The sequence below is a fragment of the Corynebacterium sp. HMSC058E07 genome (assembly GCF_001809885.1).
GTDB lineage: Bacteria > Actinomycetota > Actinomycetes > Mycobacteriales > Mycobacteriaceae > Corynebacterium > Corynebacterium macclintockiae.
The window spans coordinates 12,884-37,058 of the sequence record NZ_KV799274.1 but is presented as its reverse complement, the minus strand read 5'-3'; the positions used below and the strand labels follow the sequence as shown (position 1 = coordinate 37,058).

General features: G+C 62.5%; 18 protein-coding genes. 13 read left to right on the top strand and 5 right to left on the bottom strand.

What is annotated here, in order from left to right:
• Positions 1-505 precede the first annotated feature (505 nt).
• The 3 genes from HMPREF2678_RS05165 to HMPREF2678_RS05155 are packed head-to-tail and all read left to right on the top strand — an operon-like array spanning position 506 to position 2,584.
• A complete protein-coding gene (locus tag HMPREF2678_RS05165; protein ID WP_034981612.1) occupies positions 506-841 on the top strand; it encodes a hypothetical protein in 336 nt (111 codons plus the stop codon).
• Positions 842-860: 19 nt separating this feature from the next.
• Positions 861-1,481, top strand: coding sequence for an ABC transporter ATP-binding protein (locus HMPREF2678_RS05160; RefSeq protein WP_034981610.1), 621 nt, complete (start codon positions 861-863; stop codon positions 1,479-1,481).
• Complete coding sequence (locus HMPREF2678_RS05155; RefSeq protein ID WP_070551220.1) at positions 1,478-2,584, top strand: hypothetical protein; 1,107 nt, start codon at positions 1,478-1,480, stop codon at positions 2,582-2,584. Before HMPREF2678_RS05160 ends, HMPREF2678_RS05155 begins: the two co-directional genes overlap by 4 nt.
• 18 nt (positions 2,585-2,602) lie before the next feature.
• Here HMPREF2678_RS05155 and HMPREF2678_RS05150 read toward each other — a convergent pair whose 3' ends face one another.
• The 3 genes from HMPREF2678_RS05150 to HMPREF2678_RS05140 all read right to left on the bottom strand — a co-directional run bounded on the left by HMPREF2678_RS05150 (position 2,603) and on the right by HMPREF2678_RS05140 (position 6,180).
• The gene (locus tag HMPREF2678_RS05150) at positions 2,603-4,423 is read right to left on the bottom strand and encodes a phosphoenolpyruvate carboxykinase (GTP) (protein WP_070551218.1); all 1,821 of its coding nucleotides are present in this window, start codon (positions 4,421-4,423) and stop codon (positions 2,603-2,605) included.
• Positions 4,424-4,699: 276 nt separating this feature from the next.
• On the bottom strand, positions 4,700-5,257 hold the full coding sequence (locus HMPREF2678_RS05145) for a DUF6802 family protein (RefSeq protein WP_051879647.1): 558 nt from the start codon (positions 5,255-5,257) through the stop codon (positions 4,700-4,702).
• A complete protein-coding gene (locus tag HMPREF2678_RS05140; RefSeq protein ID WP_141747026.1) occupies positions 5,257-6,180 on the bottom strand; it encodes a hypothetical protein in 924 nt (307 codons plus the stop codon). The genes HMPREF2678_RS05145 and HMPREF2678_RS05140 overlap by 1 nt, the downstream gene beginning before the upstream one ends.
• A gap of 60 nt (positions 6,181-6,240) precedes the next feature.
• Here HMPREF2678_RS05140 and trmB point away from each other — a divergent pair, with 60 nt between their 5' ends.
• The 10 genes from trmB to HMPREF2678_RS05090 all read left to right on the top strand — a co-directional run bounded on the left by trmB (position 6,241) and on the right by HMPREF2678_RS05090 (position 17,226).
• A complete protein-coding gene (gene trmB / locus HMPREF2678_RS05135; protein ID WP_034994390.1) occupies positions 6,241-6,996 on the top strand; it encodes a tRNA (guanosine(46)-N7)-methyltransferase TrmB in 756 nt (251 codons plus the stop codon).
• 99 nt (positions 6,997-7,095) lie between these two features.
• Positions 7,096-9,477 carry an MMPL family transporter gene (locus HMPREF2678_RS05130; RefSeq protein ID WP_051891543.1) on the top strand — a complete coding sequence of 794 codons (2,382 nt, stop codon included), beginning with the start codon at positions 7,096-7,098 and terminating at the stop codon, positions 9,475-9,477.
• Positions 9,470-10,540 (top strand): lysylphosphatidylglycerol synthase transmembrane domain-containing protein, encoded by a 1,071-nt coding sequence (locus HMPREF2678_RS05125; protein WP_034994393.1) that lies wholly within the window; start codon positions 9,470-9,472, stop codon positions 10,538-10,540. Before HMPREF2678_RS05130 ends, HMPREF2678_RS05125 begins: the two co-directional genes overlap by 8 nt.
• Positions 10,541-10,564: 24 nt before the next feature.
• Positions 10,565-11,062 (top strand): DUF3054 domain-containing protein, encoded by a 498-nt coding sequence (locus HMPREF2678_RS05120; RefSeq protein WP_070551212.1) that lies wholly within the window; start codon positions 10,565-10,567, stop codon positions 11,060-11,062.
• Between the two features lie 226 nt (positions 11,063-11,288).
• Complete coding sequence (locus HMPREF2678_RS05115; protein ID WP_034976255.1) at positions 11,289-13,391, top strand: PhoX family protein; 2,103 nt, start codon at positions 11,289-11,291, stop codon at positions 13,389-13,391.
• Between the two features lie 105 nt (positions 13,392-13,496).
• Positions 13,497-14,723: an MFS transporter gene (locus HMPREF2678_RS05110; protein ID WP_034976256.1), complete on the top strand. Its 1,227-nt coding sequence runs from the start codon at positions 13,497-13,499 to the stop codon at positions 14,721-14,723.
• Positions 14,724-14,830: 107 nt separating this feature from the next.
• Positions 14,831-15,400 (top strand): DUF6230 family protein, encoded by a 570-nt coding sequence (locus HMPREF2678_RS05105; RefSeq protein WP_034972603.1) that lies wholly within the window; start codon positions 14,831-14,833, stop codon positions 15,398-15,400.
• Positions 15,387-15,800, top strand: a complete 414-nt coding sequence (locus HMPREF2678_RS05100) for a DUF6114 domain-containing protein (protein WP_034981591.1) — start codon at positions 15,387-15,389, stop codon at positions 15,798-15,800. Before HMPREF2678_RS05105 ends, HMPREF2678_RS05100 begins: the two co-directional genes overlap by 14 nt.
• Positions 15,784-16,515: a hypothetical protein gene (locus tag HMPREF2678_RS05095; protein WP_070551210.1), complete on the top strand. Its 732-nt coding sequence runs from the start codon at positions 15,784-15,786 to the stop codon at positions 16,513-16,515. Before HMPREF2678_RS05100 ends, HMPREF2678_RS05095 begins: the two co-directional genes overlap by 17 nt.
• A gap of 12 nt (positions 16,516-16,527) precedes the next feature.
• Positions 16,528-17,226, top strand: coding sequence for a DUF3800 domain-containing protein (locus HMPREF2678_RS05090; protein ID WP_035002771.1), 699 nt, complete (start codon positions 16,528-16,530; stop codon positions 17,224-17,226).
• A gap of 126 nt (positions 17,227-17,352) precedes the next feature.
• On the opposite strand, the gene HMPREF2678_RS05085 is transcribed toward HMPREF2678_RS05090, so the two are convergent.
• Both HMPREF2678_RS05085 and pks13 read right to left on the bottom strand, forming a co-directional pair.
• A complete protein-coding gene (locus HMPREF2678_RS05085; RefSeq protein WP_210382705.1) occupies positions 17,353-18,876 on the bottom strand; it encodes an acyl-CoA carboxylase subunit beta in 1,524 nt (507 codons plus the stop codon).
• A gap of 152 nt (positions 18,877-19,028) precedes the next feature.
• Positions 19,029-24,170 carry a polyketide synthase Pks13 gene (gene pks13, locus HMPREF2678_RS05080; protein WP_070551206.1) on the bottom strand — a complete coding sequence of 1,714 codons (5,142 nt, stop codon included), beginning with the start codon at positions 24,168-24,170 and terminating at the stop codon, positions 19,029-19,031.
• Positions 24,171-24,175: the final 5 nt, after the last annotated feature.

Genomic DNA, 24,175 nt, shown 5'->3' with positions numbered 1-24,175 from the left:
CTTAGAACTTCCCACAGTTCTATAATATTCACTTAGCCAACCTCTTCTTCGCAGCTCTTTAACTAGCGTCGGAATCGAGCCAAAACGCTCAATCCATCGAGAGAACAAGGAGTATAACTATGCGTAAGAAGCGCATCGCAACAGGCACTCTAATTGCAGCCTCTGCAGTTCTGCCTATGTCACTCGCCCCAGCAAGCGCACAGGTCGCCACGAGCGCCGGAAGTCCTGGCACAATCATTACCCAGCCATACGGTTTTCTTAAAGACGTTGGAAAAGGAGCTGCCCAAGGCGCTGCCGGTGGTTGTATCGCTGGACTTCCTGAAGGTGGCATTGGTTGCGTCCCGGGAGCAGGAGTTGGCGCCGTTGGAGGAGCTGCCAGTGGTGCAATCGGCTGGGCTGCGGATAAGCTTTTCGGTGATTAATCGTTTGCACCTTGTCTGCCCTTAACAACCAAAGATCGGGGTCGGAGTAATCACAATCGGCCCCAGATGAAAGGAAAATCGCTATGTCTTCCACTAAGTCGTTTGGAGTACCTTCCACTCGATCCGCTGAGGCTCTTATTCAAGCTCTGCAGAGCATGCCCAACTACAAGGCTAAGGACGCAAACGGAACGGAGGCACGTGCACGCGTAGGCAGCGAGTTCCTTTTCCGCATGATCGGTGCAGGGATTTACAACAAGTACACCGCACCGGTAAAGGTGGATATCACAACGAACGGCAGCGAAGCTAACGTCACTTTGTCGGCGACCCCGAACATCAATATTGTCGCCAAAGACCGCGTGAACGAGTTTTTCAACCGGACCTTCAGCGAAATCGAACGGAACATCCGCGCTGCCGCATAGACCTATCAAGTCCCCTCCGATGCAACTCCTCACTGACTGCACGATAGGCCGCTCCAGCACCCCGCTGGCCAGCGGCCTCAACCTCGTTGTAACCCCCGGCAAGGTCTACCGCGTGACCGGCGCCAACGGCATCGGTAAATCCACGCTGGCGGATACCATCGTCGGCTTTATCCGCCCTCTCGAAGGTTCCCGCAACGCTTGTCTTCCCCTCCCCGGAACACGAGCTCACCAACACCTATTCGGCTATTTGCCGTCGCGCGTTAGCCCGCTACCCTCCCTGAACTTTCAGCAGTGGTGCCGAGCGATCTCCACAGGCTACGGCATCCAAGAGCAGCAGGTCGAGTCACTCTGGCAGCGCCTCGGTGGACGTGCCACTCAACGTAGTCGACTAGATCAGCTTTCCAGTGGCAACTTGCGCAAAGCCTTCGCCCTCAACGCCTTCGCGATCCCACGCAAGATCCTCATTCTCGACGAGCCTTTCGAGGAACTCGACTCCCACGGCCGCAAGACCATCGCCGAGCTCATCACAGAACAGGCTCGGGCCGGCGCCGCCGTCCTGGCGATTTCCCACACTGACTTCTCGCCGAAAGACCACATCCTCGAGCTAACTGAAGACGGCCTGCAGGAGCTATTCCAGTGACTTCCTTTCAACGCCTTGCACGCGAAGTCAACCTGGTTCGCCATTCGCACTGGCTCGAAGGCACCAAACATGGTCGCCTGCTGACTGTTCTTCGCATGGCTCCGGCTTGTCTGCTAGCCGTCCAAGCGATCCAAGCTCCGGTCATCGGCGCGGAGGACACTCAAGCCGCCCACGACGGCCAGCACATCCTACCCATTACCTTCGCACGCCTAGCCATTGCGTGGTTCTGCCTGCTCATGGTCCGCCCGCCGGACACAGCCTGCATCAACCTACGCCACCCATTACTTCCCGTCGGCCGCCCGGCAATCATCCTCGGTGCATTCCTCGGTTGGCGTTTCTGGGAGCTCCTCCCCGCTCTCGTCACAGCCGTCGTCGCGACCTTTGTGGCCTCGCGGACTCCCACTGACACCTCCGACGCGACCAATATCTCCAACGTTTTCGTGACCATCGCCCAGGGGCTCGCCATCGCAGTAATCGTGCTAGCTGTGATCGGCCTCGTCCGCCTGCTCTTCGACTCCTACCTCCGCGACATCCCCACTCTCACCAGTGTCTTTGTTGCACCAATCTTCTTCGCCGCCAGCCTTTCGCTCACCCCTCTTCCGCCAAACCTCACGGTGCTCTACATCGCCCCGGTTCTGACGTTGTTGGGTCTTAATTTGGGGTTTTATGACGCCTCCCTGCGCGCCACCTCGGCCGTCCCAGGCCTTGTCACGCACATGTATTGCTCGAAAGCTTTCGCATCCTCAACGCTGGCTGGCGCCGGCCTATTCATTGCGGGCATCATCTCCTCGGCTCCCTTGTGGCATTGTCTGGCGCTCGGTTCGGCGCTATCAGCTTGCTCCCTGCTGTGGTGGCGCATCGTATGGGCGTGTAGCAGGGGGGCGACCTTCGGATTCACGCTACTTATCCAGGCGGTACTCCTCGGCGGGTTTGTCGGATTCATCAGCGCGCCCTCTGCGTTCCACTACCCACCCGCCCGAGGGGCGTTAGTTGCAGCCGTCGCTCTGGTCGGAGGCTGCGGCGTCATCGGCTTAAAGAACCTGGGCACAAAGAAAGCGCCGGGAGAAAAGCTCTCCCGGCGCCTCGCTCAGATCAGCGTCTAGCGCTAGCGCAACTAACAGCTACTTCGCAGCCTGCACGCGATCCTTCAGACCCTGGAACTCGTCCCACACCTCGGACGGAACCTTCGGACCCAGGAACTTCAGCCATTCCTCATTGTCGGCCAGGTCGCGCTCCCAGTCAGCCGGGTTCACGGACAGTGCCTCGCGGATGTCCTCCTCCGTCTCCTTCAGGCCATCGGTGTAGATATCCTCGTAGCGGGCGGTGTAGCCAACGACGGTTTCGTCGGCCTCCACGCGGCCTTCGATGCGGTCGACGATCCACTTCAGCACGCGGGAGTTCTCGCCGAAGCCCGGCCACAGGAAGCGGCCGTCCTCGCCACGGCGGAACCAGTTGACCAGGAAGACCTCTGGCATCTTGTCGCCGCCCTTGTTGCCCATGTCGATCCAGTGCTGCAGGTAGTCACCGGCGTTGTAGCCGATGAACGGCAGCATGGCCATCGGGTCGTGGCGCAGGGAGCCAACGGCAGCCTCCGCAGCAGCCGCGGTCTGGCCGGAAGCGAGGGTGGCGCCGATGAACGTGGCGTGGTTCCAGTCGCGGGCCTGGGTAACCAGCGGCACGGTGTCCGCACGGCGACCGCCGAACAGGATGGCGGAAACCGGCACGCCCTTCGGGTCGTTGAACTCCGGTGCGGCAACCGGGCACTGCTCGATTGGCACACAGTAGCGGGAGTTCGGGTGCGCGGCCTTGTTGCCGGAATCCGGGGTCCACTCGTTGCCCAGCCAGTCGATGAGGTGCTGCGGCTCACCTTCCTTGGACTCCCACCAGACGTCCCCGTCGTCGGTCAGGCCGACGTTGGTGTACAGGGTGTTGCCCGGCTCCATGGACTTCATAGCCATCGGGTTGGAGGCGTAGTTGGTGCCCGGTGCCACGCCGAAGAAGCCGTTCTCCGGGTTCACGGCGTACAGGCGGCCGTCCTCGCCGAAGCGCAGCCATGCGATGTCGTCGCCGACGACCTCTGCGCGCCAGCCCGGGATGGTCGGCTGGATCATGGCCAGGTTGGTCTTGCCGCATGCGGACGGGAAGGCCGCACAGATGTAGTAGGCCTTGTCCTCCGGGCTGATCAGCTTCAGGATCAGCATGTGCTCTGCCATCCAGTCCTCGTCGCGCGCCATGGCGGAAGCAATGCGCAGTGCGTAGCACTTCTTAGCCAGGATGGCGTTGCCGCCGTAACCGGAGCCGTAGGACCAGATCTCGCGATCCTCCGGGAAGTGGGTGATGTATTTCGTGTCGTTGCACGGCCAGGTGGAGTCTTCCTGCCCTGGCTCCAGCGGCGCGCCCACGGAGTGCAGGCCCTTCACGAACTCGCCGTTGTCGCCGATCTTGTCCAGGGCTTCCTTACCCATACGGGTCATGATGCGCATGGACATAACCACGTACGGGGAGTCGGTAATCTCGATGCCTAGCTTCGGGGACGGGTCGGTAATCGGGCCCATGCAGAAAGGCACGATGTACATGCGGCGGCCCTTCATGGAGCCGGAGAAGTGCTCGCGCATTTCGGCGCGCATCTGCTCCGGGTCCATCCAATTGTTGGTGGGGCCGGCGTCTTCCTCAGTCTTAGAGCAGATGAAGGTGCGGGATTCCACGCGCGCAACGTCAGACGGGTTGGAGCGCGCCAGGAAGGAGTTCGGCTGCGCCTCTTCGTCCAGCTTGATCAGGGTGCCGTGCTCGACCAGCTGCTCTGCCAGCTGGTTCCACTCCTCCTCGGAGCCGTCACAAAACACGACCGATTCCGGCTGGAAGAGCTCCACAGCCTCCTCGATCCAATTCAGCATCTCCTGGTTCTTGGTGGGTGCCTTGCCGACAAGCCCTCGAATTGTCATCGATATTCTCCCTACGTTTTTGTTTCCCACAACCCGACTCAGCCACATATGCGCAAAATGCACTAGCCAGCCGTATGTTTAAACGTCCTGTTCAAACGCGGTTGTATTCACCTAAAGTCTACTAAAACCTGCGATATTTAGGCGCACGGTATCGCTTTGATCTGTAATTTTCCGGGTCTGCGCATTGGCACACGAGTCCCCTTGCACCCCCAGACTATCGCGTTGCCCAGGGGTGTTGTTCGGTTCTGGTGCCTGTGGACGCAGATCACACCCGCACTAACCCCATTCACCCCGATCAACGCATTTCCAGGCGTCCGTTTCCCACTGCCCACCCCCCGTATCGGGGGTGTTCTTGTTGTTTCTTAGTGACGCCCCCTCGGCCTCCCCCGGCTCAATCCATCGCCAGGCTGACCATTGTCCGTCGTAGGACACTGTGGAAACGTAGTCCACTTTGCCGTCCCCATCCGTATCGCTGAGGATGCTCATTCCGCGGTCGTCGGCAATGGTGACGGACTCTTCGACTCCGCCCCAACCCCGACCGGTTCCGTCCACGCCGGTATCGGCTCCCCGGTTGGGGTTGTGAGCATTGGGATCATGGACGTTGAGCGCGTCGACAAAGTATTCGCGCCCCTTAAATTCAACGGTCAGGCCACCACCCAAACCATCGCTGAGACCATCGCCCAGCCCATCGCCCAGCCCATCGCCCAGCCCAGAGGGCAGCGCACTGTGCAGAGCACCCTGCAGTCCATGTCCTTCGACCAGATCCGCCAAAGGATTCTGCGGCACAGCGCCTTCCGGGGAATCGAACATTCCGTCAAACATGTCCATGCTCATCAGCGCACCTCCATGGCCAGGTTGCGGATCCGTGGCGCTACCGGCGGGATGTCTAGGCGGGCAACAACCTCCGTCACCACGCCCGCCCAGTGCTGGCGCAACACAGCGGATTCCTTAGCTGCACGAGTCTTCCACGCCTCGTGGCGCAACATCGCCAGCCGCGCGCCGACCACGGCCAACGCCACCAGCAGCCCGACCACGATTCCAGCAATCACTCCGAAGATCCTGCCGACCATCGTCCCCAGGCCTAATCCCGCTGCAATGCCCGCCGCAGCCACTGGCACCAGGCTGGCTCGTGCCCCGGCCACCACCGTCGGTCGCACCGGCGGCTGCACCTGAGTTTCGGGAAGTGGTGGAAACTGCGCCCCCTGCTCCAGTACTGCCAAGCGCAGACGAGCCATGAAGGCAGAGTGCAGGTCCTCGAAATCCTCACGGTTACCTGCAGACCGCTCGCTTTCCTCGGCCGTATCTAACACCTCCTGGGCGATCCGGGTGGCGCTCAGCCGCGTGGCAATGCGCACCCGGTCTAGGCGCTCTGCATCCGCCCGGCGCGCATCGACCTCCCACTCCTCCAGATCCACTCCCAGCTCATGGATCCAATCGCATACCTCGTCTACGCCCTCGCACCAGACCCAACCTGGGGTGTCGACCCACGCGGACGAGGGGGCGTCACTACCAAAGGGCCACAACAGCACCACGCCCATGGCCTGCGCGACTGCCCGGGCGACCTTCCGATCCTCCGGGGTGGCGCTGCTGACCACCGCAACGACGATATCGGGGCGCTGCTGCGGGCCAGCACCCTCGATGACCACTAACTTTTCCCCTGTCTTACCTGCTGTTCTTTCCACCCGCGCACGCAACAGCGCCGCACATTCGGCTACCGCGCGCCCATCCGGGCCAATGACGGAAATAGTCTTCCCCACTTTGTTAAGTCCCCCACTTGGCTTAAGACATTCTGCAGCCTGTCTGCAAGAATGGTCTAGATGAATAATTCCGATGACACTTCAGGCAGCCTTCCCCCAGGCCGCCCGCTACAGACACAGTTTAACGACGGTCGCGACTATCCGCGACTGGGCAATTTCAGCTTTCGCCGCGGCACCTTGACCGACAACCAAGAGGCGCTGTGGAACGAACACTGGCCAGAGCTGGGCAAAGTGCTTGCCGATGAGGTCATCGACCTTCCCGAATGGTTCGGCCGCGATGCGGAAACAATTGTGGAAATTGGCTCCGGAACGGGCACCTCGACCGCCGCGATGGCGCCGCTGGAAGCAGATAAAAACATCGTCGCCGTCGAGCTTTACCGCCCCGGGCTGGCCAAACTGCTGGGCTCGCTGGTGCGCGGGGACATCCACAACGTGCGCATGATCCGCGGCGACGGGGTCGAAGTCATGCAGCGCATGTTCGCACCCGAAACGCTGTCCGGCGTGCGCATTTACTTCCCGGATCCATGGCCGAAGGCGCGCCACCACAAGCGGCGCATCGTACAATCCGGCACACTGCACCTGATCGCCTCCCGATTGAAGCCGGGCGGCATTCTGCACATCGCCACCGATCACGCGGACTACGCGGAGTGGATCGACGAATTGGTACAGGTCGAAGAGCAGCTGGAGTACCTGGGCTGGCCCGAGGACCAGTCGGACATTCCACAGCTGACGGACCGGCAGGTCATCACGAAATTCGAGGGCAAGGGGCTGGACAAGGAGCACGTGATCCGCGAATACCTGTGGCGGAAGAAATAGCTAACACACCCCGAAAGGTTTGCCATTCGCCCTGGTCGGGTTCGTAGACTATAGGGAAATCTGCCAGGAAGGGTCTGGCGAAAAGGAAAGGATCTTACGTTGTTTAGCTCTTGGGGCGATGTCGCCTACCGGTTCCGCCGGCTGATCCCTCTGGTGATCATTGCGGCGATCCTGGTGCTGTATGTCGTCGCCGGGCTGAAACTGGCCGACCGGATGAGCCAGGAGGGGTGGGACGACCCCCACTCGCAGTCCACGAAGGCCGCGCAGATCGAGCAAGACGTTTTTGGTCGGGACGCCAACGGGGACGTCATCCTGATGGTCACCGGCGACAAGCCGGGGTCCGCTACCTCTGACGAGGTCAAGCAGGCCATGACCCAGCAGATTGATCAGCTGCGCAAGGATCACCCCGCTGAGATCGGTGGGGTGACCAGCTTCTTTAACCGCGGTCCGGCCGCCATGGCCAACCCGGATGGCACTGCCGCTTTTGCAGCCATCGGGCTGAAGGGCGTGGAAGATGACGTGCTGATCAACTTCCGCAAGATCGAGGATGACCTGCGTGCTATCAGCGCCCCTGGCGTGGATGTGAAGATCGCCGGCGCCACAGCGGTCTCTGACTCTTTGGACGAGGGCATGGCCGGGGATATCCACCGCGCCGAGGTCTACGCCCTGCCCGCCGTCGGTCTGCTGCTGCTGATCGTCTTCGGCGGGTTGATCGCCGCGTTTATGCCGCTGCTGGTGGGCGGCCTGTCGATCCTGGGCTCCATGGGTGTGCTGGCGATCCTGGCCAGCTTCACGCAGATCAACGTCTTCGCCCAGTCGGTCGTCACGCTGCTGGGCCTGGGCCTGGCCATCGACTACGGCCTGTTCATGGTCTCCCGCTTCCGCGAGGAAATGGCCGAGGGCAACGACACGCGCACCGCTGTGCGCAACACCACTGCGACCGCAGGCAAGACCGTGGTGTTCTCCGCGGCAATGGTGGCCGTGGCGCTGTCCGGGCTGTTCATCTTCCCACAGGCCTTCCTGAAGTCCGTGGCCTTCGGCGCGATCTCTGCCGTGGGGCTGGCGGCACTGCTGTCCGTGGCCGTGCTGCCGAGTATCTTCGCGATGCTGGGGCCGAACATCGACAAGTGGTCCTTCAAAAAGAAGCGCGACCGCCGCCGTTCCGAGCAGGTCAACGGCATCTGGGGCCGCATCCCGGCCTTCGCCATGCGCCACTCCAAGCTGTTCACGGTCGCCATCGTCGGCGGTCTGTTGCTGGTGGCAGTGCCGATTGCGGGTATCAAGCTGGGTGGCATCAACGAGACCTACCTGCCGCCGTCGAACCAGACCCGCGTGAACCAGGAAGAGTTCACGGAGAAATTCCCGCAGTTCCGCACCGACCCGATCAAGCTGGTCATCGAGGGTGATTCCCAGGCCGTGGGCGCGGTCTACCAGGAGGCCAATGCTGTGCCTGGCCTGACCGCCCCGTTCCAGGTTTCCCGCCCCACGAAGGACGGCGTGACTGTGCTGTCCACCGGCATTGCGGAGCGCAAGGATAACGACCGCATCGTCGGCGCACTGGAGGACATCAACGTCGACGGCGCCAACGTGTACGTCGCCGGCACTCCTGCCCTGGAGGTCGAGTCCATCGACGCGCTGTTCGAGAAGCTGCCGTGGATGCTGCTGTACATCGTGCTGGTCAGCTTCGTCCTGATGGCCATGATCTTCGGCTCGCTGATCATTCCCGCCAAGGCCGTGATCATGAACATCCTGGGCACCGGCGCGACCCTTGGCCTGCTGACATTGATCTTCGTCGACGGCCACGGCGCCGACATGTTCAACTTCACCGCCGGACCGCTGACTTCGCCGGTGCTAGTGCTGATCATCGCCATCGTCTTCGGCCTATCGACGGACTACGAGGTGTTCCTGGTTTCCCGCATGGTGGAGGCCCGCGCCCGTGGTGCCTCCACGGATCAGGCGATCCGCTTCGGCACGGCCACCACCGGCAGCATCATTACCGCTGCTGCGTTGATCATGATTGTGGTCTGCGGCGCCTTCGGTTTCTCGTCGATCGTGATGATGAAGTACATCGCCTTCGGCATGGTCATCGCACTGATCTTCGATGCGACGATCATCCGCATGCTCCTCGTGCCCTCCATCATGCATCTGCTCGGCCCGGACAACTGGTGGGCACCGCGATGGGTCAAGCGCCTATCGGAGAAGGTCGGGCACAACGAGCAGCTGGAACCCTCGCCGCGCGAGGCAGCGACGGCTTCCCGTTCGTCGCAGGTGACGGTTGCGGAGCTTTCTGGTGTGGACGCCATCGCCCCCGTGCCCGCCCAGCATTCCGGTGATGCTCCCGCACGCCAGCGGGATCTGCCCTTCGCGGAGCTGATGCGCCGGGTGGAAGGCCAGCGCAACAATGACGGCAACGGCGAAGGCGGCGGTGAAGGCGACGTTGAAGGCGACGGGAATATGGACGAAAGGGGCATGAATGAGTAGCCTCTGGCGGCGCGCAGATGTGCGGGCACTGTTATCCCTGGCTCTGATCGGTCTGATCGCTTTCGTCGCCCGGGAACACCTGCACTTCATCGGCGAGGGTTGGCGGGAGCTTGCCCACGCCGATAAACGCTGGATCGCGCTCGCCGTCGTGGCGCTGGCGCTCTCCATGGTCGCGCAGGCCGAGGTGATGGTGGTGCTTCTGCGCAGCGCCGGTGTGAAGGTCAAGCGCACAACCGTGAACTGGCTGGGCCTGGCCGCTAACTCCTGGTCCTCTACATTCCCCGGCGGCCCGGCGCTTTCGGCAGCCATGATCTTCCGCGAACAGCTGAAGTGGGGTGCCACACCCGTTATCGCCAGCTGGTACATGCTGCTGTCCGGCGCCCTGGCCGGTGGCGGCATGGCGATCCTGGCCATCGGCGCAGTGTTTTTCCTCGGCCAGACCGTGAAGCCGGTAACCGTGGCTCTGTCCCTCCTCGCCCTGGTCGCACTGGCACTCCTAACCAACTGGGTGGCCAAGAATCGCGACGTGGTGGAGCGGTGGCTCGTCAACAGGCTGCGCACCTACAACACCCGCCGCGGCAAGCCCGCCGACCGCTTCACCGACAGCGTCCGTGGATTCTCCCGCCAGCTGTCCGCCGTGGAGCTACCACTGCCGAAGCTCGCGGCCGCTATTGCCGCCAGCTTGGGCAACTGGATTTTCGAAATCCTGTGTCTGTTGGCCTGCATCTACGCCGTCGGCGCCACCCCGCCCATCGCCGGCGCAGTGCTGGCCTTCCTGACCGCCAAGCTGGTGGGTCAGGCGCAGGTCACCCCCGGTGGCCTGGGGCCAGTGGATGTTGCTCTGACCAGTGCGCTGGTGGGATTCGGCACGCTTACCTCCGTCCAGGCGTTCGGGGCGGTGATCGTTTTCCGTATGCTCAGCTTCGTGGGTCTGACCATCGTGGGCTGGATCGTGTTCTTTGCCACCAAGATGGTCAACCCCAAGGGCGAGGCTGAACAGGTCGCGGCGGACAATGGGCGTCCTCAAGAAAAAGTGCAAGAGCCGGTCGGCGAAGCACAATAGAAAAAGACAGTAAGATACGAGGCCATGAGCACCCCCACTAACACCGCCACCGGCGGTCTACCTGGCAAGACGCAACGCTCGCCAGTGATGGCGCTGAGCTTCGACGTCCTCGCCGTACTGCTGTTTGCCCTGCTAGCACGCATTGCGCACAATACCCCAGAGATGCCACTGAGCTTCACCGGTTGGCTGGATACCTCCTGGCCATTCCCGATCGGGGTGGCGATCGTGTGGGCGCTGCTGTGGATCGGCGTGGTGCGGCCGCGAAAAAGCGCGCAGGTCACGGGCGCGGACGGCTTCAGTGGCTTCGAGTTCTCTACGGGCGCGATGGTGTGGATCACCAATGTGATCGTAGGGTTGGGAATCTGGGGAATTCGCCACGGGGAGGTTCCGCACTGGTCGTTCATGATCGTGGCGACCGTGATGAGCGGCCTGCTACTGTTCGGCTGGCGCGGGATGTTCCGCTTGGGTCGGCTGCGTAGGCTTTCGCGCATGAAGCGCATGGGGCGGATGTTCAACAAGTAGACGTCCGCTCGCGTCAAGGAACGTTCGAAGCACACTTCAACGAATTAACCTGACGTACACCTTGGCGCAATACGGGGTTCTTTCACGTTGCTTAAAGTCTTTTGAGGTATCTGCACAGTTAGCTGTGCTGATGAGCTGAAACCCCAACAAGACTATGGCCAACCACATCTAGACGAACGACATTGTGTGGGCATGGCCGACTGCAAAAATCGAGGAGAGATCCCCCATGGGCCTGAAGGGTCGCAATCTGCTGAAGAAAATGGACTTCACGTCTAGCCGTTCCCACCGCACCTGTGTGTACAAGTGTGGCGACGCTTGCTCCAAGCCGGTGAACAATAAGTCCGACAACAACTACTTTATGGATCTGATCCAGGGCACCTTCTCGCGCCGCAGCGCACTGCGCGCAGGTGGCGCAGCAGTCGTTACCGTCGGCGGTGCTTCCTTCCTGGCAGCCTGCAGCGACGACAACGGTGAGGGTGGCGCAAAGGGCGGCAACGGCGAGAACAAGGGTGGCAACGGTTCCGGCAACGCCGACGCACCGGACGGCCTGAAGTTCGAGATGGTCGAGCCGAACACCAAGGACGAAGTCGTCGTTCCGGCTGGCTATAAGTCCGAGGTCGTTATCCGCTGGGGCGACCCGGTGGTTGAGGGCGCCAAGGAATTCGACGTTGACAACCAGACCGCGGAACAGGCCGCCAAGCAGTACGGCTTCAACTGTGACTTTGCGGCGCTGCTGCCGATCGAGGGAGAGAACAACCGCTTCCTGCTGGTCTCCAACCACGAGTACTCCACCCCGCAGCAGATGATCCCAGACTACGACCTGGAGAACCCCTCCAAGGAGCACGTCGACATCGAGCTGGCTAGCCACGGCATGTCCATCGTCGAGGTTGAGGGCAACGACAAGGACGGCAAGCTGAAGCCCGTCATGGGCAAGTACAACCGCCGCCTGACCGGCACCACCGAGTTCGAGCTGCGTGGCCCGATCGTTGGCCACAAGCTGGTGAAGACCTCTGACGACAAGGAAGGCAAGATCGTCAAGGGCACCTTCAACAACTGCTCCGGTGGCGTGACTCCATGGGGCACCATCCTGTCCGGCGAGGAGAACGTTGACCAGTACTTCGCTGGTGGAGAGAACGTTAAGGACGAGAAGGTACGCGAGCGCCTGAGCCGCTACGGCATCGAGGACGCCAAGACCGCTCGTCAGTGGGAAAAGCACTACGACCGCTTCGACGTGACCAAGGAGCCGAACGAGCCGCACCGCTTCAACTACGTGGTTGAGGTGAACCCGTGGGATCCGAAGTCCACCCCGGTCAAGCACACCGCCCTGGGTCGTTTCAAGCACGAGGGCTCCAACATCCACGTCACCAACGACGGCACCGTGGTTGCATACTCCGGCGATGACTCCCGCTTCGAGTACATCTACAAGTTCGTCTCCTCCCGCAAGATCCGCAGCGGTAACACCGACAAGGATCGCGAGGAGAACATGAAGATCCTGGACGAGGGCACCCTGTATGTTGCCACTTTCGAGGGCAACAACAAGGACTTCGACGAGAACAACCCGCCGAAGGGCGAGAAGTTCGACGGCACCGGCAAGTGGATCAAGCTGGTCACCGTCAAGGAGGACGGCTCCGCCGAGTCCCACGTCGACGGCATGTCCGCCGAAGAGGTCATCGTCTTCACCCGTGAGGCTGGCGACAAGGTCGGGGCTACCAAGATGGACCGCCCGGAGGATGTCGAGCCGCACCCGACCACCGGCAAGGTCTACGCCGCACTGACCAACAACAAGTACCGCGGCACGCAGGAAGAAGGCAAGAACAAGGAGGGTGTTCGCGAGTACGCCCCGGTCAAGGAAAACAAGAACGGTATGGTCATCGAGATCGAAGATGACTTCACCGGCGAAGACCTCAAGTGGAACCTGCTGCTGGTTTGTGGTGACCCGGACGAGGCCGAGACCTACTTCGGTGGCTTCGACAAGTCCAAGGTCTCCCCGATCTCCTGCCCGGACAACGTCACCTTCGACTCCTTCGGCAACCTGTGGGTCTCCACCGACGGCAACGCCCTGGAATCCAACGACGGCCTGTTCGCCGTCTCCCTGGAAGGCGAGACCCGTGGCCTGACCAAGCAGTTCCTGACCGTCCCGGCCGGCGCCGAGACCTGTGGCCCGCTGGTCTTCGACAAGCGCGTGCTGGTCAACGTTCAGCACCCGGGTGAGGACGAGGAAGCTACCGTCAAGACCTCCAAGTCCCACTGGCCGGACGGCGGCGACTCCATCGCCCGCCCGGCTACCGTGGTTGCTTGGAAGGAAGACTTCGGCACCATCGGCGCTTAAGTTGTTGGGTTAGCTGCCTAACCCTCCCCAGCTCCCTCTCGCGGTTTTCCTCGAGAGGGAGCTTTTCTATACCGTGGATCGAGTAGAGCGAAAGGAGCACCAACGGTGACCGGCCCCCGCGAAGACACCGAGACCACCAACGGCATTCGCCCTCTCATACCGGAGGACATCGGCTACAAGAAGGCTCTCATCGCCTCCCTGTGCTCGGGTCTGGCCTCGTACAACGCCCTGTACGCCACCCAAGCAGTCCTCCCGGCACTGTCGGAGGACTTCGGTGTCTCCCCCTCGCTGGCTGCGCTGACGGTCTCCGCCACCACGGGTGGTCTGGCGCTCATGGTCATTCCGCTCAGCATCGTCTCCGAGCGCTTCGGGCGGCGCCGGGTGATCCAGGCATCCGTCCTGGCAGCTACCCTCTTCTCCCTGGCGCTAGTCACGCTGCCGTCGATCCAGTCGATCATCGCGGTGCGCCTCCTGCAGGGCATCGCCGTAGCGGGCGTGCCAGCCGTGACCATGGCCTTCCTCTCGGAGGAAATCGACCGGCGCTACCTCCCCCGAATAATGGGTTTCTATATCGCGGGTAATTCGCTGGGCGGCCTCATCGGCAGGCTCATCCCAGGCATCGCCCTGGAGTTCACGGATTGGCGCCTAGCCACCCTCCTGAGCGCGATCTTTGCCTTCGCGATGGCCCTGATGACCACCTGGGTGCTGCCCAAGCAGCGCTTCTTCACTCCGAAGAAAATCACGCTCGCCCACGAGTTGCAGGCCTTCGCCCATCATCTGCGCGACCCTATCCTGCTGAAGCTTTTCCTGTTGCCGTTCCTGCTGATGGGCAGTTTCGTTTCCCTGTACAACTACATGACCTTCCGGCTGATCAACACCTTCGGCCTGCCGGAATCCCTCGCCGCGCTCGTGTTCGTCATCTACCTGTCGGGCACCTGGACTTCCACGCGCACGGGCACGATGGTCAATCGCTACGGCCAGGCGAAGGTCGTGGTCGCCTGCATCGCCCTGGCACTGGTAGGCCTCTTCCTGGCCTTCATCCCGACTGTCCCCACCACGCTCGCAGCCGTGCTACTGTTCACCGCCACATTCTTCCCCGCCCACTCAATCTCCAGCGCGTGGGTCGGCGAGGTCGCACGGCAGGATCGCGCCGAGGCTTCGAGCATCTACATCCTGAGCTACTACCTCGGTTCCTCTATCATCGGCTGGGTCTCCGGCTATTTCTTCGCCCACAGCTGGGGATTGCTGGTCTCTTGGTTGATTCTGTTGACCCTTATCGCCCTGGTCACGGCTCTTGCCGCCATGCGGCGCGATAAGGCCATTTCTTCTTGACGCCCCCACGCCCCAACCGCTCTTTATTCCAGAAAAATATTAAGAATAGTTGATTTTTTTACATAGAAAACCTCCTACCGCCGAGCGGTGTGTCTAAGATCACTCGCATGGGACATACTCGCAAACTTCGATTCGCATCGATCTTCGGTGTAGGGATGCTGGCTACCGCTGGGATGGGCGTCGCAGTCGCTCAGGGTGGCGTCTCTGCACACCTCGCACTATCCGGCACGATCTTCAACATGGAGGTCGGTGAGCTGGACGGTAAGGGCTTCGACCTCTTCACCGACGTTGACGAGATGCACAACGGCAAGGAAGCTATCTCCCGCCTGCGCATTAAGGATGCCAAGGTGACTGACGTCTGCATGACGGCACCGATAAAGATCCCCGGCGTTGGGGAAAAGAAGTTCCAAATGACCGTTCCGGGGCAGAACTTCTCCGCAGAGAACATGCTGATCGGTGCGCGAAAGCTCTCCGGTGATCTAACCCTGATTAACCCACAAATCGGCGTTGATGCCGGCAAGATTGATAAAGACGCTCCGGACGGTGGCTGGGGTATCTTCGCCGACTCCCTGCAAGCGAAGGGGCAGGGAATCGAGGCGACCTCTCTGTCTGCGGATAAGATGACCGCCGGCGGCAGCAAGATTGCAATTGTGGATAGCGACAATGCCGAGTGCTAACCCCAACGGTTTCGGTCATTGGCGCCGCAACCGCCCGTTCGGGGCAGGGCTATTCATGCTGCTGTCGGGCATCATCATGATCGTTCCGGCATACCTGTCGTTCGAGGTATCGAACATCGTCATCCAGGTCTCCACGATCTCCGGCGTGTCCACCCTGTTGATCGGCGCGTTGTTGATCACCTCTGGGCTGATGACGTGGTTCAAGCCAGACACTCGCCTGCTCACGGGCGTAGCCTCCCTGATCCTCGGAATCGTGGCGCTTCCCATGTCGAACATCGGCGGCTTCGTTCTGGGCACCTTGTGCGCCGTTATCGGTGGAGCTTTGGCGCTGTCGTGGACGGAGGAAGAAAAGCCGCCTAAGGGCGTCAAGAAAAGGAAGGTAGATGAGCAAGCAGCGTAAACGCGGCGGCTCCAGCGCTGCGAAGGCCGTCGTTGCAGCGGCGTCGATGTGCGGGCTGGTGGCGGCGCTGGCGGTCGAGGTTGCCCCGAGCGCCGAGGCGCAATTGCAGCTGCCACCGCCTCCTGCGCTTCCGGCTCCGCCGCCACCTCCAAAGCTCCCGGCGCCCCCGGCTCCTCCCGAGGTGCCGGAGAACCTGCGGGTGGACCTCACCCCACCGGGGCCGATCAAGGGCGAGAAGCCCGTTCAGCAGGGCACCTACGTCATCAAGGCGGACAACACGCGCCTGCTCGGGCACGTCAAAATGTCGCTGGTGCAGCAGCCCACACCCCAGGGGCCTAAGCCGGCACTGCGCATTGATGCGGACAAGGCGATCCTGACGAACCTGTCGGTGCAGTTCCCCACGCCGGGAGCTGGGCCTGAAGGCGGAATCTGGCAGCGGACTGGTCCGGGGCAGACTACGACGCTCACCGGGCATTTTCACATCGTGGTGAGTTCGCTGAACGTCACGCCTCGCGTGGCTGGACTGCCTCTAATCCCGCTGCCGATCGATGCCAACATGGCACCGAAGGAGCTGCAGGAAGCAGCAAAGAAAATCGGCCTTGGCACTCCGGATGCTCTCTCCGAACACCTGGAAATGACCAACGGCACGATGCACACGTATTTCGTGAAGGCCGACGAGCTGAAGCTGCCTGCCAGCACCAAGATCGGGATATAGTCGGCCACAGCGATGCTGCATGCATTCATCGATGAGTCAGAGTCGGGAGCCAACTATTTCTTTCTTGGCGCGCTCATTGTCCGCGAAGAAAACCTGGCCAAACTAAACCAAGCGCTGGACAAAATAATGGTGGAGTTTTCCTCCACGACTTCAGTCCAACCGGAGGCTGAGTTACATGGCTATGACATGATGCAGCAAAAAGGTGACTGGAATGGCATCCCCCTCCGACTTGCCACAGCAGTCTTTACACAGGCGATGAAGGCGATCGACGCCTATGCGGATGCATTTTATGGAGAGGGGATAGACAGGGTTAAACAGGCCGAGCGGTACAGAGTTCTTTACCACCACCGCACGGTCGCTATTGGTTACGTCTTAGAGCGAATTCAAGAGCATGCAAAGCGTCTAGACGAAAGGGCAATTGCCTACCTGGACAACCACTACACCGCACCCGAAGGCCGCAAGGAGTTCATCCAATACAAGAGCAAGGGAACCTTCGGCTACAGAAGCTCAAAACTCGACAGAATCGACGAGATGGATTTCTATGATTCCCGAAGCTATCGCGGGCTCCAGGCGGCAGATCTCTGCACCTATATTTACAACCGCACTGTGACCTGTACGCACGCCGCTCCCAAGGCACTCAAAACACAAAACTTACTTTGGGAAATGATCGCGACAATTCGAAACGAAGGGCGCTGCCGGATCTGGCCTTAGATGCACGAAACCCGCCGGTCAATCCGGCGGGTTCGGCGATGTGGAGTCGCTTACAGGCGATCTCTACATTCATCATCCTACGGGCAGCAATCCAGTGGATCAACTACTTTCACCGATCAAAACCAGCTACATCGGCATGATGGTGTGCTTCTTCGGTGGCTCCTGTACCTGCTTGTTGCGCAGCTGACGCATCGCTTGACGCAGTCGGATACGTGTCTGGTCCGGAGTGATCACGGAGTCCACGTAGCCACGCTCGGCCGCCACATAAGGACTGGTCATGTTGGCGTTATAGAAGTCCATGAACATTTTCTTGGCGGCGGGGCGCTGCTCCTCCGGCATGGCAGCCAGAGCCTTGCCCTGCATCATCACCACGGCAGCCTCCGCGCCCATCACGGCGATCTGCGCAGTCGGCCACACCAGGTTGATGTCCGCGCCCAGGTTCTTCGAGCCCATCACGGCATAGCCACCGCCGAAGGCCTTGCGCACCACCACGGTCACCTTCGGAACCGTCGCTTCGACCGTGGCGAAGCCCAGCTTTGCCCCGCGGTGAATCAGGCCAGCCTTTTCCTGCTCCACGCCCGGCATGTATCCGGGTGTGTCCACAACCCAGACGAGGGGGACGTTGTAGGCGTCACAAATACGGATAAAGCGCGCAGCCTTATCCGCAGCGTCGGCGTCCAGGCAACCGGCCAGCTCCATCGGCTGGTTCGCCACCACGCCCACCGAGTGTCCGTCGATACGAGCGAAGGCGGTGACGACGTTCGAGCCGTAGTCGCCCTGGACCTCCAGCACGTTGTCGTCGTCGAAGATGCGGGTCAGCACCTCCATGATGTCGTAGCCCGCGTTCGGGTCATCCGGGATGATGTCGTTCAGTTCGAAGTCGCGCTCAGTGAGCTCGTCGTTCGGCGCCCAGAACTCCGGAGTCTCGTCGAAGGTACTGGCAGGCAGGAAGTCCAGCAGATCCTTTACATAGTTAAACGCATCTTCTTCGCTGCTCGCGACGTAGGAAACGTTGCCGTTGCGGGCCTGTTGACGCGCACCGCCGAGCTCCTCCATCGAGATCTTTTCGCCCGTCACCGATTCGATCACGGCCGGGCCAGTAACGAACATCTGCGTGCGACCTTCGACGGCCACCACGAAGTCGGTGGTCACGGGCGCATACACGGCACCGCCGGCGGACGGGCCAAGCAGAATGGAAATCTGCGGGGACTGGCCGCTCAGCGGCAGCTGGCGGCGGGAGATCTCGGAGTACATCGCCAGGGACATCACGGCGTCTTGAATGCGGGCGCCACCGGAATCGTTAATGCCGATCACCGGGCAGCCAATGCGAATGGCCATGTCCATGACCTCGCAGACCTTCTTGCCGAAGGTCTCACCTACCGAGCCGCCGTACACCGTCTTATCGTGGGCATATACCGCCACGGTACGGCCGCCGACCTGGCCGTAACCGGTCACCACGCCATCGCCGTAGGGGGCATCGTCCTCGCCGGGGGTGCGACCCAGGGCGCCGATCTCCACGAACGTGCCCTCGTCCAGCAACGCGGCAATACGCTGGCGGGGCGTGGTCAGCCCCGCTTCGTCGCGCCTTGCCTTTGCCTTCTCAGAGCCCGGATCCTGCGCCTGTTCCAGCCTGCGGTGCAGCTCCGCCAGCTTTTCGGCGGTGGTGCCGGTGGTGCCGGTGCCGTTGGTGCCGGTGGTGCCGGTGCCGTTGGCGCCGGTTGCTCCCTCGTCGGCAGCAGTCACAGTGAAAGTCCCTTCGTTTCTCGACAAGCCTGGTTAAAGGTTATCTAGTTAATCGCCGTCTAGTCGCCATCCGTGATGTGCTTGGCGATCACACGTCCCACTTTAGAGATCTCTGGTTCATCCACAATAGCCAGGTGGTCGCCGCGGAGCTGGATGATTTCCAGGTCCTTGACGATCTCGCCCCAGCCACCGTCCGGCGCTACCTCGGCGTAGGCCGGCTCCAGCTCAATCGCGCCGTCGTGCATTCGCTCCGCGCGGAACAGCGTGACCGGTGCCTGCACGTCCGCCCAGGCTCCGAAGTCCAGGGATTCCAGGATGCGGTTGTCCACGAAGCTGGCGCGCTGGTGCTCCAGCACGCCCGCGGGCAGGCCGAGCCCCTTGGCCTCCGGGGAAGCCAGGAACTGCTGGAACATCTGCATCATCACGCCTTCGCCCTGCTGGTCCAGCAGCTCGTGCGGCACCTCCAGGGGCAGCCCGTAGGTCTTCTGGGCGAACGCGGCGTAGCGGTCCCAGCGCGCGTGCATTTCTTCCTTCGTATCCGGCGCGGGGTTCTTCGGCTGCACGGTATCCAGCAGCACGATGTGCTCGACCTCTGCGCTCGGCTCACCTGCGGTGGCTCGCTTACCCAGCTGGTAGGCAACCTCGTAGGCCAGGGCGCCGCCGAAGCTCCAACCACCCAGCACCACCGGGCGGCCGTCGGACAGCTCGATGATCTCCGCCAGGTAGGCGCTGGCACGATCCGCCAGCTCGCCCTCGAGGCGCTCCACGCCGTACACCGGCACGTCCTCCGGCAGGCGGCGCATCAGCGGCGCGTATACCACGGACGAGCCACCAGCCGGGTGGAATAGGAAGACCGCCGGTCGGGTGCTGCCTTCGGGGCGTGCCCGCAACACGCGGATGTTGCCCTCCACTTCGCTTTCCAGGCTGCTGCGCACCTTTTCGCTCAGTGGCTCGAGGGTCTCGGCAGCCAGCACATCTTCCGCGCTGACCTCCGCCCCGGAGCGTTCGGACAGGCGCTCCGCGATCCCGCGCGCCTGCTCCTCGTCGATCTTCGGCAGCTCACTGGTCACGCCCGCGGCGGCCTTGCCGGTCACCTTTGCCCAGGTCGCGAACACCAACCTTTCGCTCGCGTCGCGCGGGGCCACGCCGCCGGCGGTGGCGGTGTAGTCGGTTGCCGCCTCGCCGCCGTTGTTGTCGCTATTGCTTTCTTCCTTAGTGACGCCACCTTCTCCACCAGCAGCCGCATCAGCCGACTCGCCGGTCTCCCCGGCGTGACGCTCCGCGATCATCTGCTCCACGAGTGCGATCACATCGTCCACCGAACCATCGCGCAGCGCCTGAACCTGCAGCGGTGGCAGGTCGAAGTCGTACTCCACACGGTTCTTGATGCGCATTCCCATCAGGGAATCCAGCCCCAGGTCAATGAGGGGAAGCTCGCCGGGCAGATCCTCGATGTCGTAGCCCATGGATTCGGAGACGATGGCGCGCAGGCGGTCACCGGCGGACTCCCCGGAGTTGGGATCCCAGCGGTCAGCGGTCTCGTCGACCTCGGGCAGAGTGTTGCCGGCGCTCTCCTTCGCGGAAGCCTTGGCGGCGGAAGCGCTCAGCTCCTCGTTGACAGCGGTGGCGGCTGGGGCCGAGGGGGCGTCATTAACCCCAAGAGTGGCGATAAAAGCCTCCGCAACCAGCGGCATTGCCTGTCCGGCAGGGCCATCGGCGGCGTAGACGGACAGGGACCAGCCGCCGAGGGAACCGGTGGCGATAGTCGTCAGCTGGCCTGCGGTCGGCAGTGGGGAGTGCTCGCGCGTGGCGGCGACGGTGGCGTTCTCGGAAGCGCCAGTAGTGCTGCCAGAAAGCACCTCGGCGGCGGCCTCGGCGAGCAGCGCGATGCTGGGTACGTCCTCCGCCGCTGCGCTGAACACAACGCGACCATCGGGCAGGTTCACGCGAATACCGGGCAGCTCCACGGCAGGGCCCGACGACGGGCGGGCGCTGGTCCAGTAGCGCTGCAGGTTCCAGGTAGTGCCCGGCACCTTCGGCAGCGCCTTAGAGCGGGCATTAGTGCCAGCGCCAGTGCCAGTGCCCGCACCGGTAGCCGAGCCCTGCGCGCCGCCCATCGCAATGTCCTGCAGGGTTCGCGAGCCCGCAGCCAGAGCCTTGAGGTTCAAGTTAGCGCCCTGAACGTACAGCTCCGCGAGGGTGGACAGCAGAGTCTGCGCGACCGGCTCCTTGCGCTTCAGCAGGAACAACAGCTTGGAATCGCTGGCGTTGTGCGCGAAGGAGTTGTTCATCAGCGGCATTAGGGCCACCGGGTTCGGGGAGATCTCGATGAAGGTGCGGAAGCCATCGTCGAACTGCTTACCCGTCGCCTCCGAGAACCAGACCGGCTGGCGGGTGCAGCGCAGGAAGTAGTCGGCATCGTGGACGACCTCGCCCGGGGTGTACACGCGACCGCGATCCACGGTGGAGTACAGCGGGGTGTGGATCGGCTGGGGCTGCAGATCACAGATCTCGTAGTGCAGCTCGCCCAGGATGGGGTCCAGCATGGAGGTGTGGCCAGCGCCCTTGACCTTCAGCAGGCGGGCGAACTTGCCCTCGCCCTCCAGGTATTCGACCAGCTTCTGCACCGGCTCCGCGGGGCCACCGACGGTGGTCATGCCCGGCGCGGCGTACACGGCGGGCTCCACCTTGGCGTATTCCGGGTGCTCGGAGGTAAAGGTGGCAAGTTCCTCCACGCCGAACTCCACCACAGCCATGGCACCCTGCTTGTCCTCCGGCAGCAGGCGCTCCCCCTCGCCCATCAGGCGGGCGCGGTGGCAGGCGATGCGCACGGCTTCCTCGGCGGAAATGCCGCCCACGGCGTAGGCCGCTGCGATCTCACCCATCGACTGGCCGACGACTGCGGCGGGCTGCGCACCCAGGGTGCGCAGAAGGTCGTTCAGCGCGATCTGCACGCAGGTAATCCCCACCTGGGCGCGCTCCGTGTCGTAGTTCTGCTCGTCGTCCAACACCATCTCGGTGAAGGACCAGCCGGACTCGGCCCGCACGACCTTATCCAGCTCATCCAGGCGGGCGGCGAAGAACTCAGAGAGTTCGTATAGGTCCTTAGCCATCTTGCGGTGCTGCGAACCGAAGCCGGAGAACACCCACACCGGGCCATTGGCCGACGGAGAATCAGCGGTCTTTACCGTCGCGCCCTGCTTGCCCGCTGCGATGCGCTGCAGGCCAGCAATAGCTTCGTCGACGGTGGCGGCGGACACCACGCCGCGGGAGCGACCGTGGTTGTGCCCTGCCAGCGCCAGTGCCAGGTCGCGCAGGTGCAGCGCTTCCGTGGCTCCGTCGCCAAAGGATTCCCGGTTGTCCTCCAGGTATCCGGCCAGTGCTTCGGCGGCCTGGCGGCGGCGCGAGGGTAGCAGGCCACTGACGGGCAGCAACACTCGCGGGGCCTCCCCCGCCGCATCCTCACGGTCCAGCCCAATCGGGGCACTGTCCTCGGTCTCAGTGACAGCCGCGTAGCCCACTCCCGCCGCAGCTTCCTCAGCCAGGTTCGGCGCCGCGATCACGACGTGCGCGTTCGTGCCACCGAAGCCGAAGCCAGAGACACCGGCGATGGCGCGCCCGGAGTACTCCGGCCATTCGCGCGGATCTTCCACGACTTCCAGGTGCTCACGGCCAAAGTCGATGTACGGGTTCGGGCCGCTGTAGTTCAGGCTCGGCGGCAGCACGCCCTCGCGCATCGCCATGACAACCTTCATCACGCCCGCGACACCCGCAGCGGCTTCAGTATGCCCGAAGTTAGTCTTCGCACTTCCCAGCAGCAGCGGCTCTGCCACGTCGCGCTGGCGCCCCAGCACGGTGCCCAGCGCGGTAGCTTCAATCGGGTCACCCAGAATGGTTCCAGTACCGTGAGCCTCCACGTAATCCACCGACTGCGGGTCGATCCGCGCGTCCGCGTAAGCACTGCGCAGCACGTCGACCTGCGCATCCGGGTTCGGGGCGGTCAGACCGTTGGAGCGGCCATCGGAGTTCACCGCCGAGCCCTTAATCACGGCCAGCACATTGTCGCCGTCGCGGCGGGCATCCTCCAGACGCTTTAGCACCACCACTCCGGCTCCGTCGGAGCGCACAATGCCGTCCGCGTCGTCGCTGAAGGCACGGATGCCACCCGTCGGGCTCAGCACACCGAGTTCGGAAAACGCCACGGTCGCAAAAGGACTGCATAGGAGGTTGACGCCACCCGCCACAGCCACATCAGAATCACCATCGCGCAGAGAACGCACCGCCTGGTGAATTGCCACCAGCGACGAAGAGCAGGCCGTATCCATCGCCACGGACGGACCACGGAAGTCGAAGGCATAGGAAATGCGGTTGGCAATGATGGAGCTGGAGTTACCCGTCAGGGCGTAGGGGTGCGCCTCCGCCGGATCGGCGGAGATCAGCATGCCGTAGTCGTTGTTGGTATTACCCATGAACACGCCGACGGGCTTGCCGCGCAGCTCGTTGGCGGGGATGTGCGCATCCTCCAGCGCCTCCCACGTCAACTGCAGCACGATGCGCTGCTGCGGATCCATGTTCGCCGCTTCCAGCGGGGACAGGCCGAAGAACTCCGCGTCGAAGGAAGCAATGTCCTCGATATAGCCACCCGTCAGCTGGGCTTGCTCCATGCGGCGGGTCATCTCCGGGTCGCGGGAGTACTCCGCCCAGCGCCCGGCGGGCAGCTCGCCCACGCCGGAGCGGTAGTTGGAAAACAGCTCCCACATCTCATCGGCGCTATCGGCACCGGGGTAGCGGCCTGCCATGCCGACCACTGCGATATCCCGCTTACCCAGCGGCAATGGGCCACCTGCGCTGGCATCGGTGGTTGCGGAGGCGGTGGCGTCACTACCCAAAACAGCGCCAGAACCGCGGCCGTTCATCAAGTGATCGGCCAGCGCGGCAATGGTGTTGAACTCGTAGGCAATCGTGGCATCCAGGGTGGTGCCCAGCAGGCGTTCCAGGTCGCCGGACAGCACAACGACATCGCGGGAAGACAGGCCGAAGTCCTGCATAGAGCGTTCGTCGGAAATCTCGGCGGCATCCAGGCCAGTAGCGTCCGCAACCCACGCGCGCAACCATTCCCGCATCTGCTGAATCGTCGCGGGGCGGGTGTGCTGGTTGTTCTGCTGCCCGTCCTTCTGGTCGCCCTGCTGATTGTCTGCCATGGAAA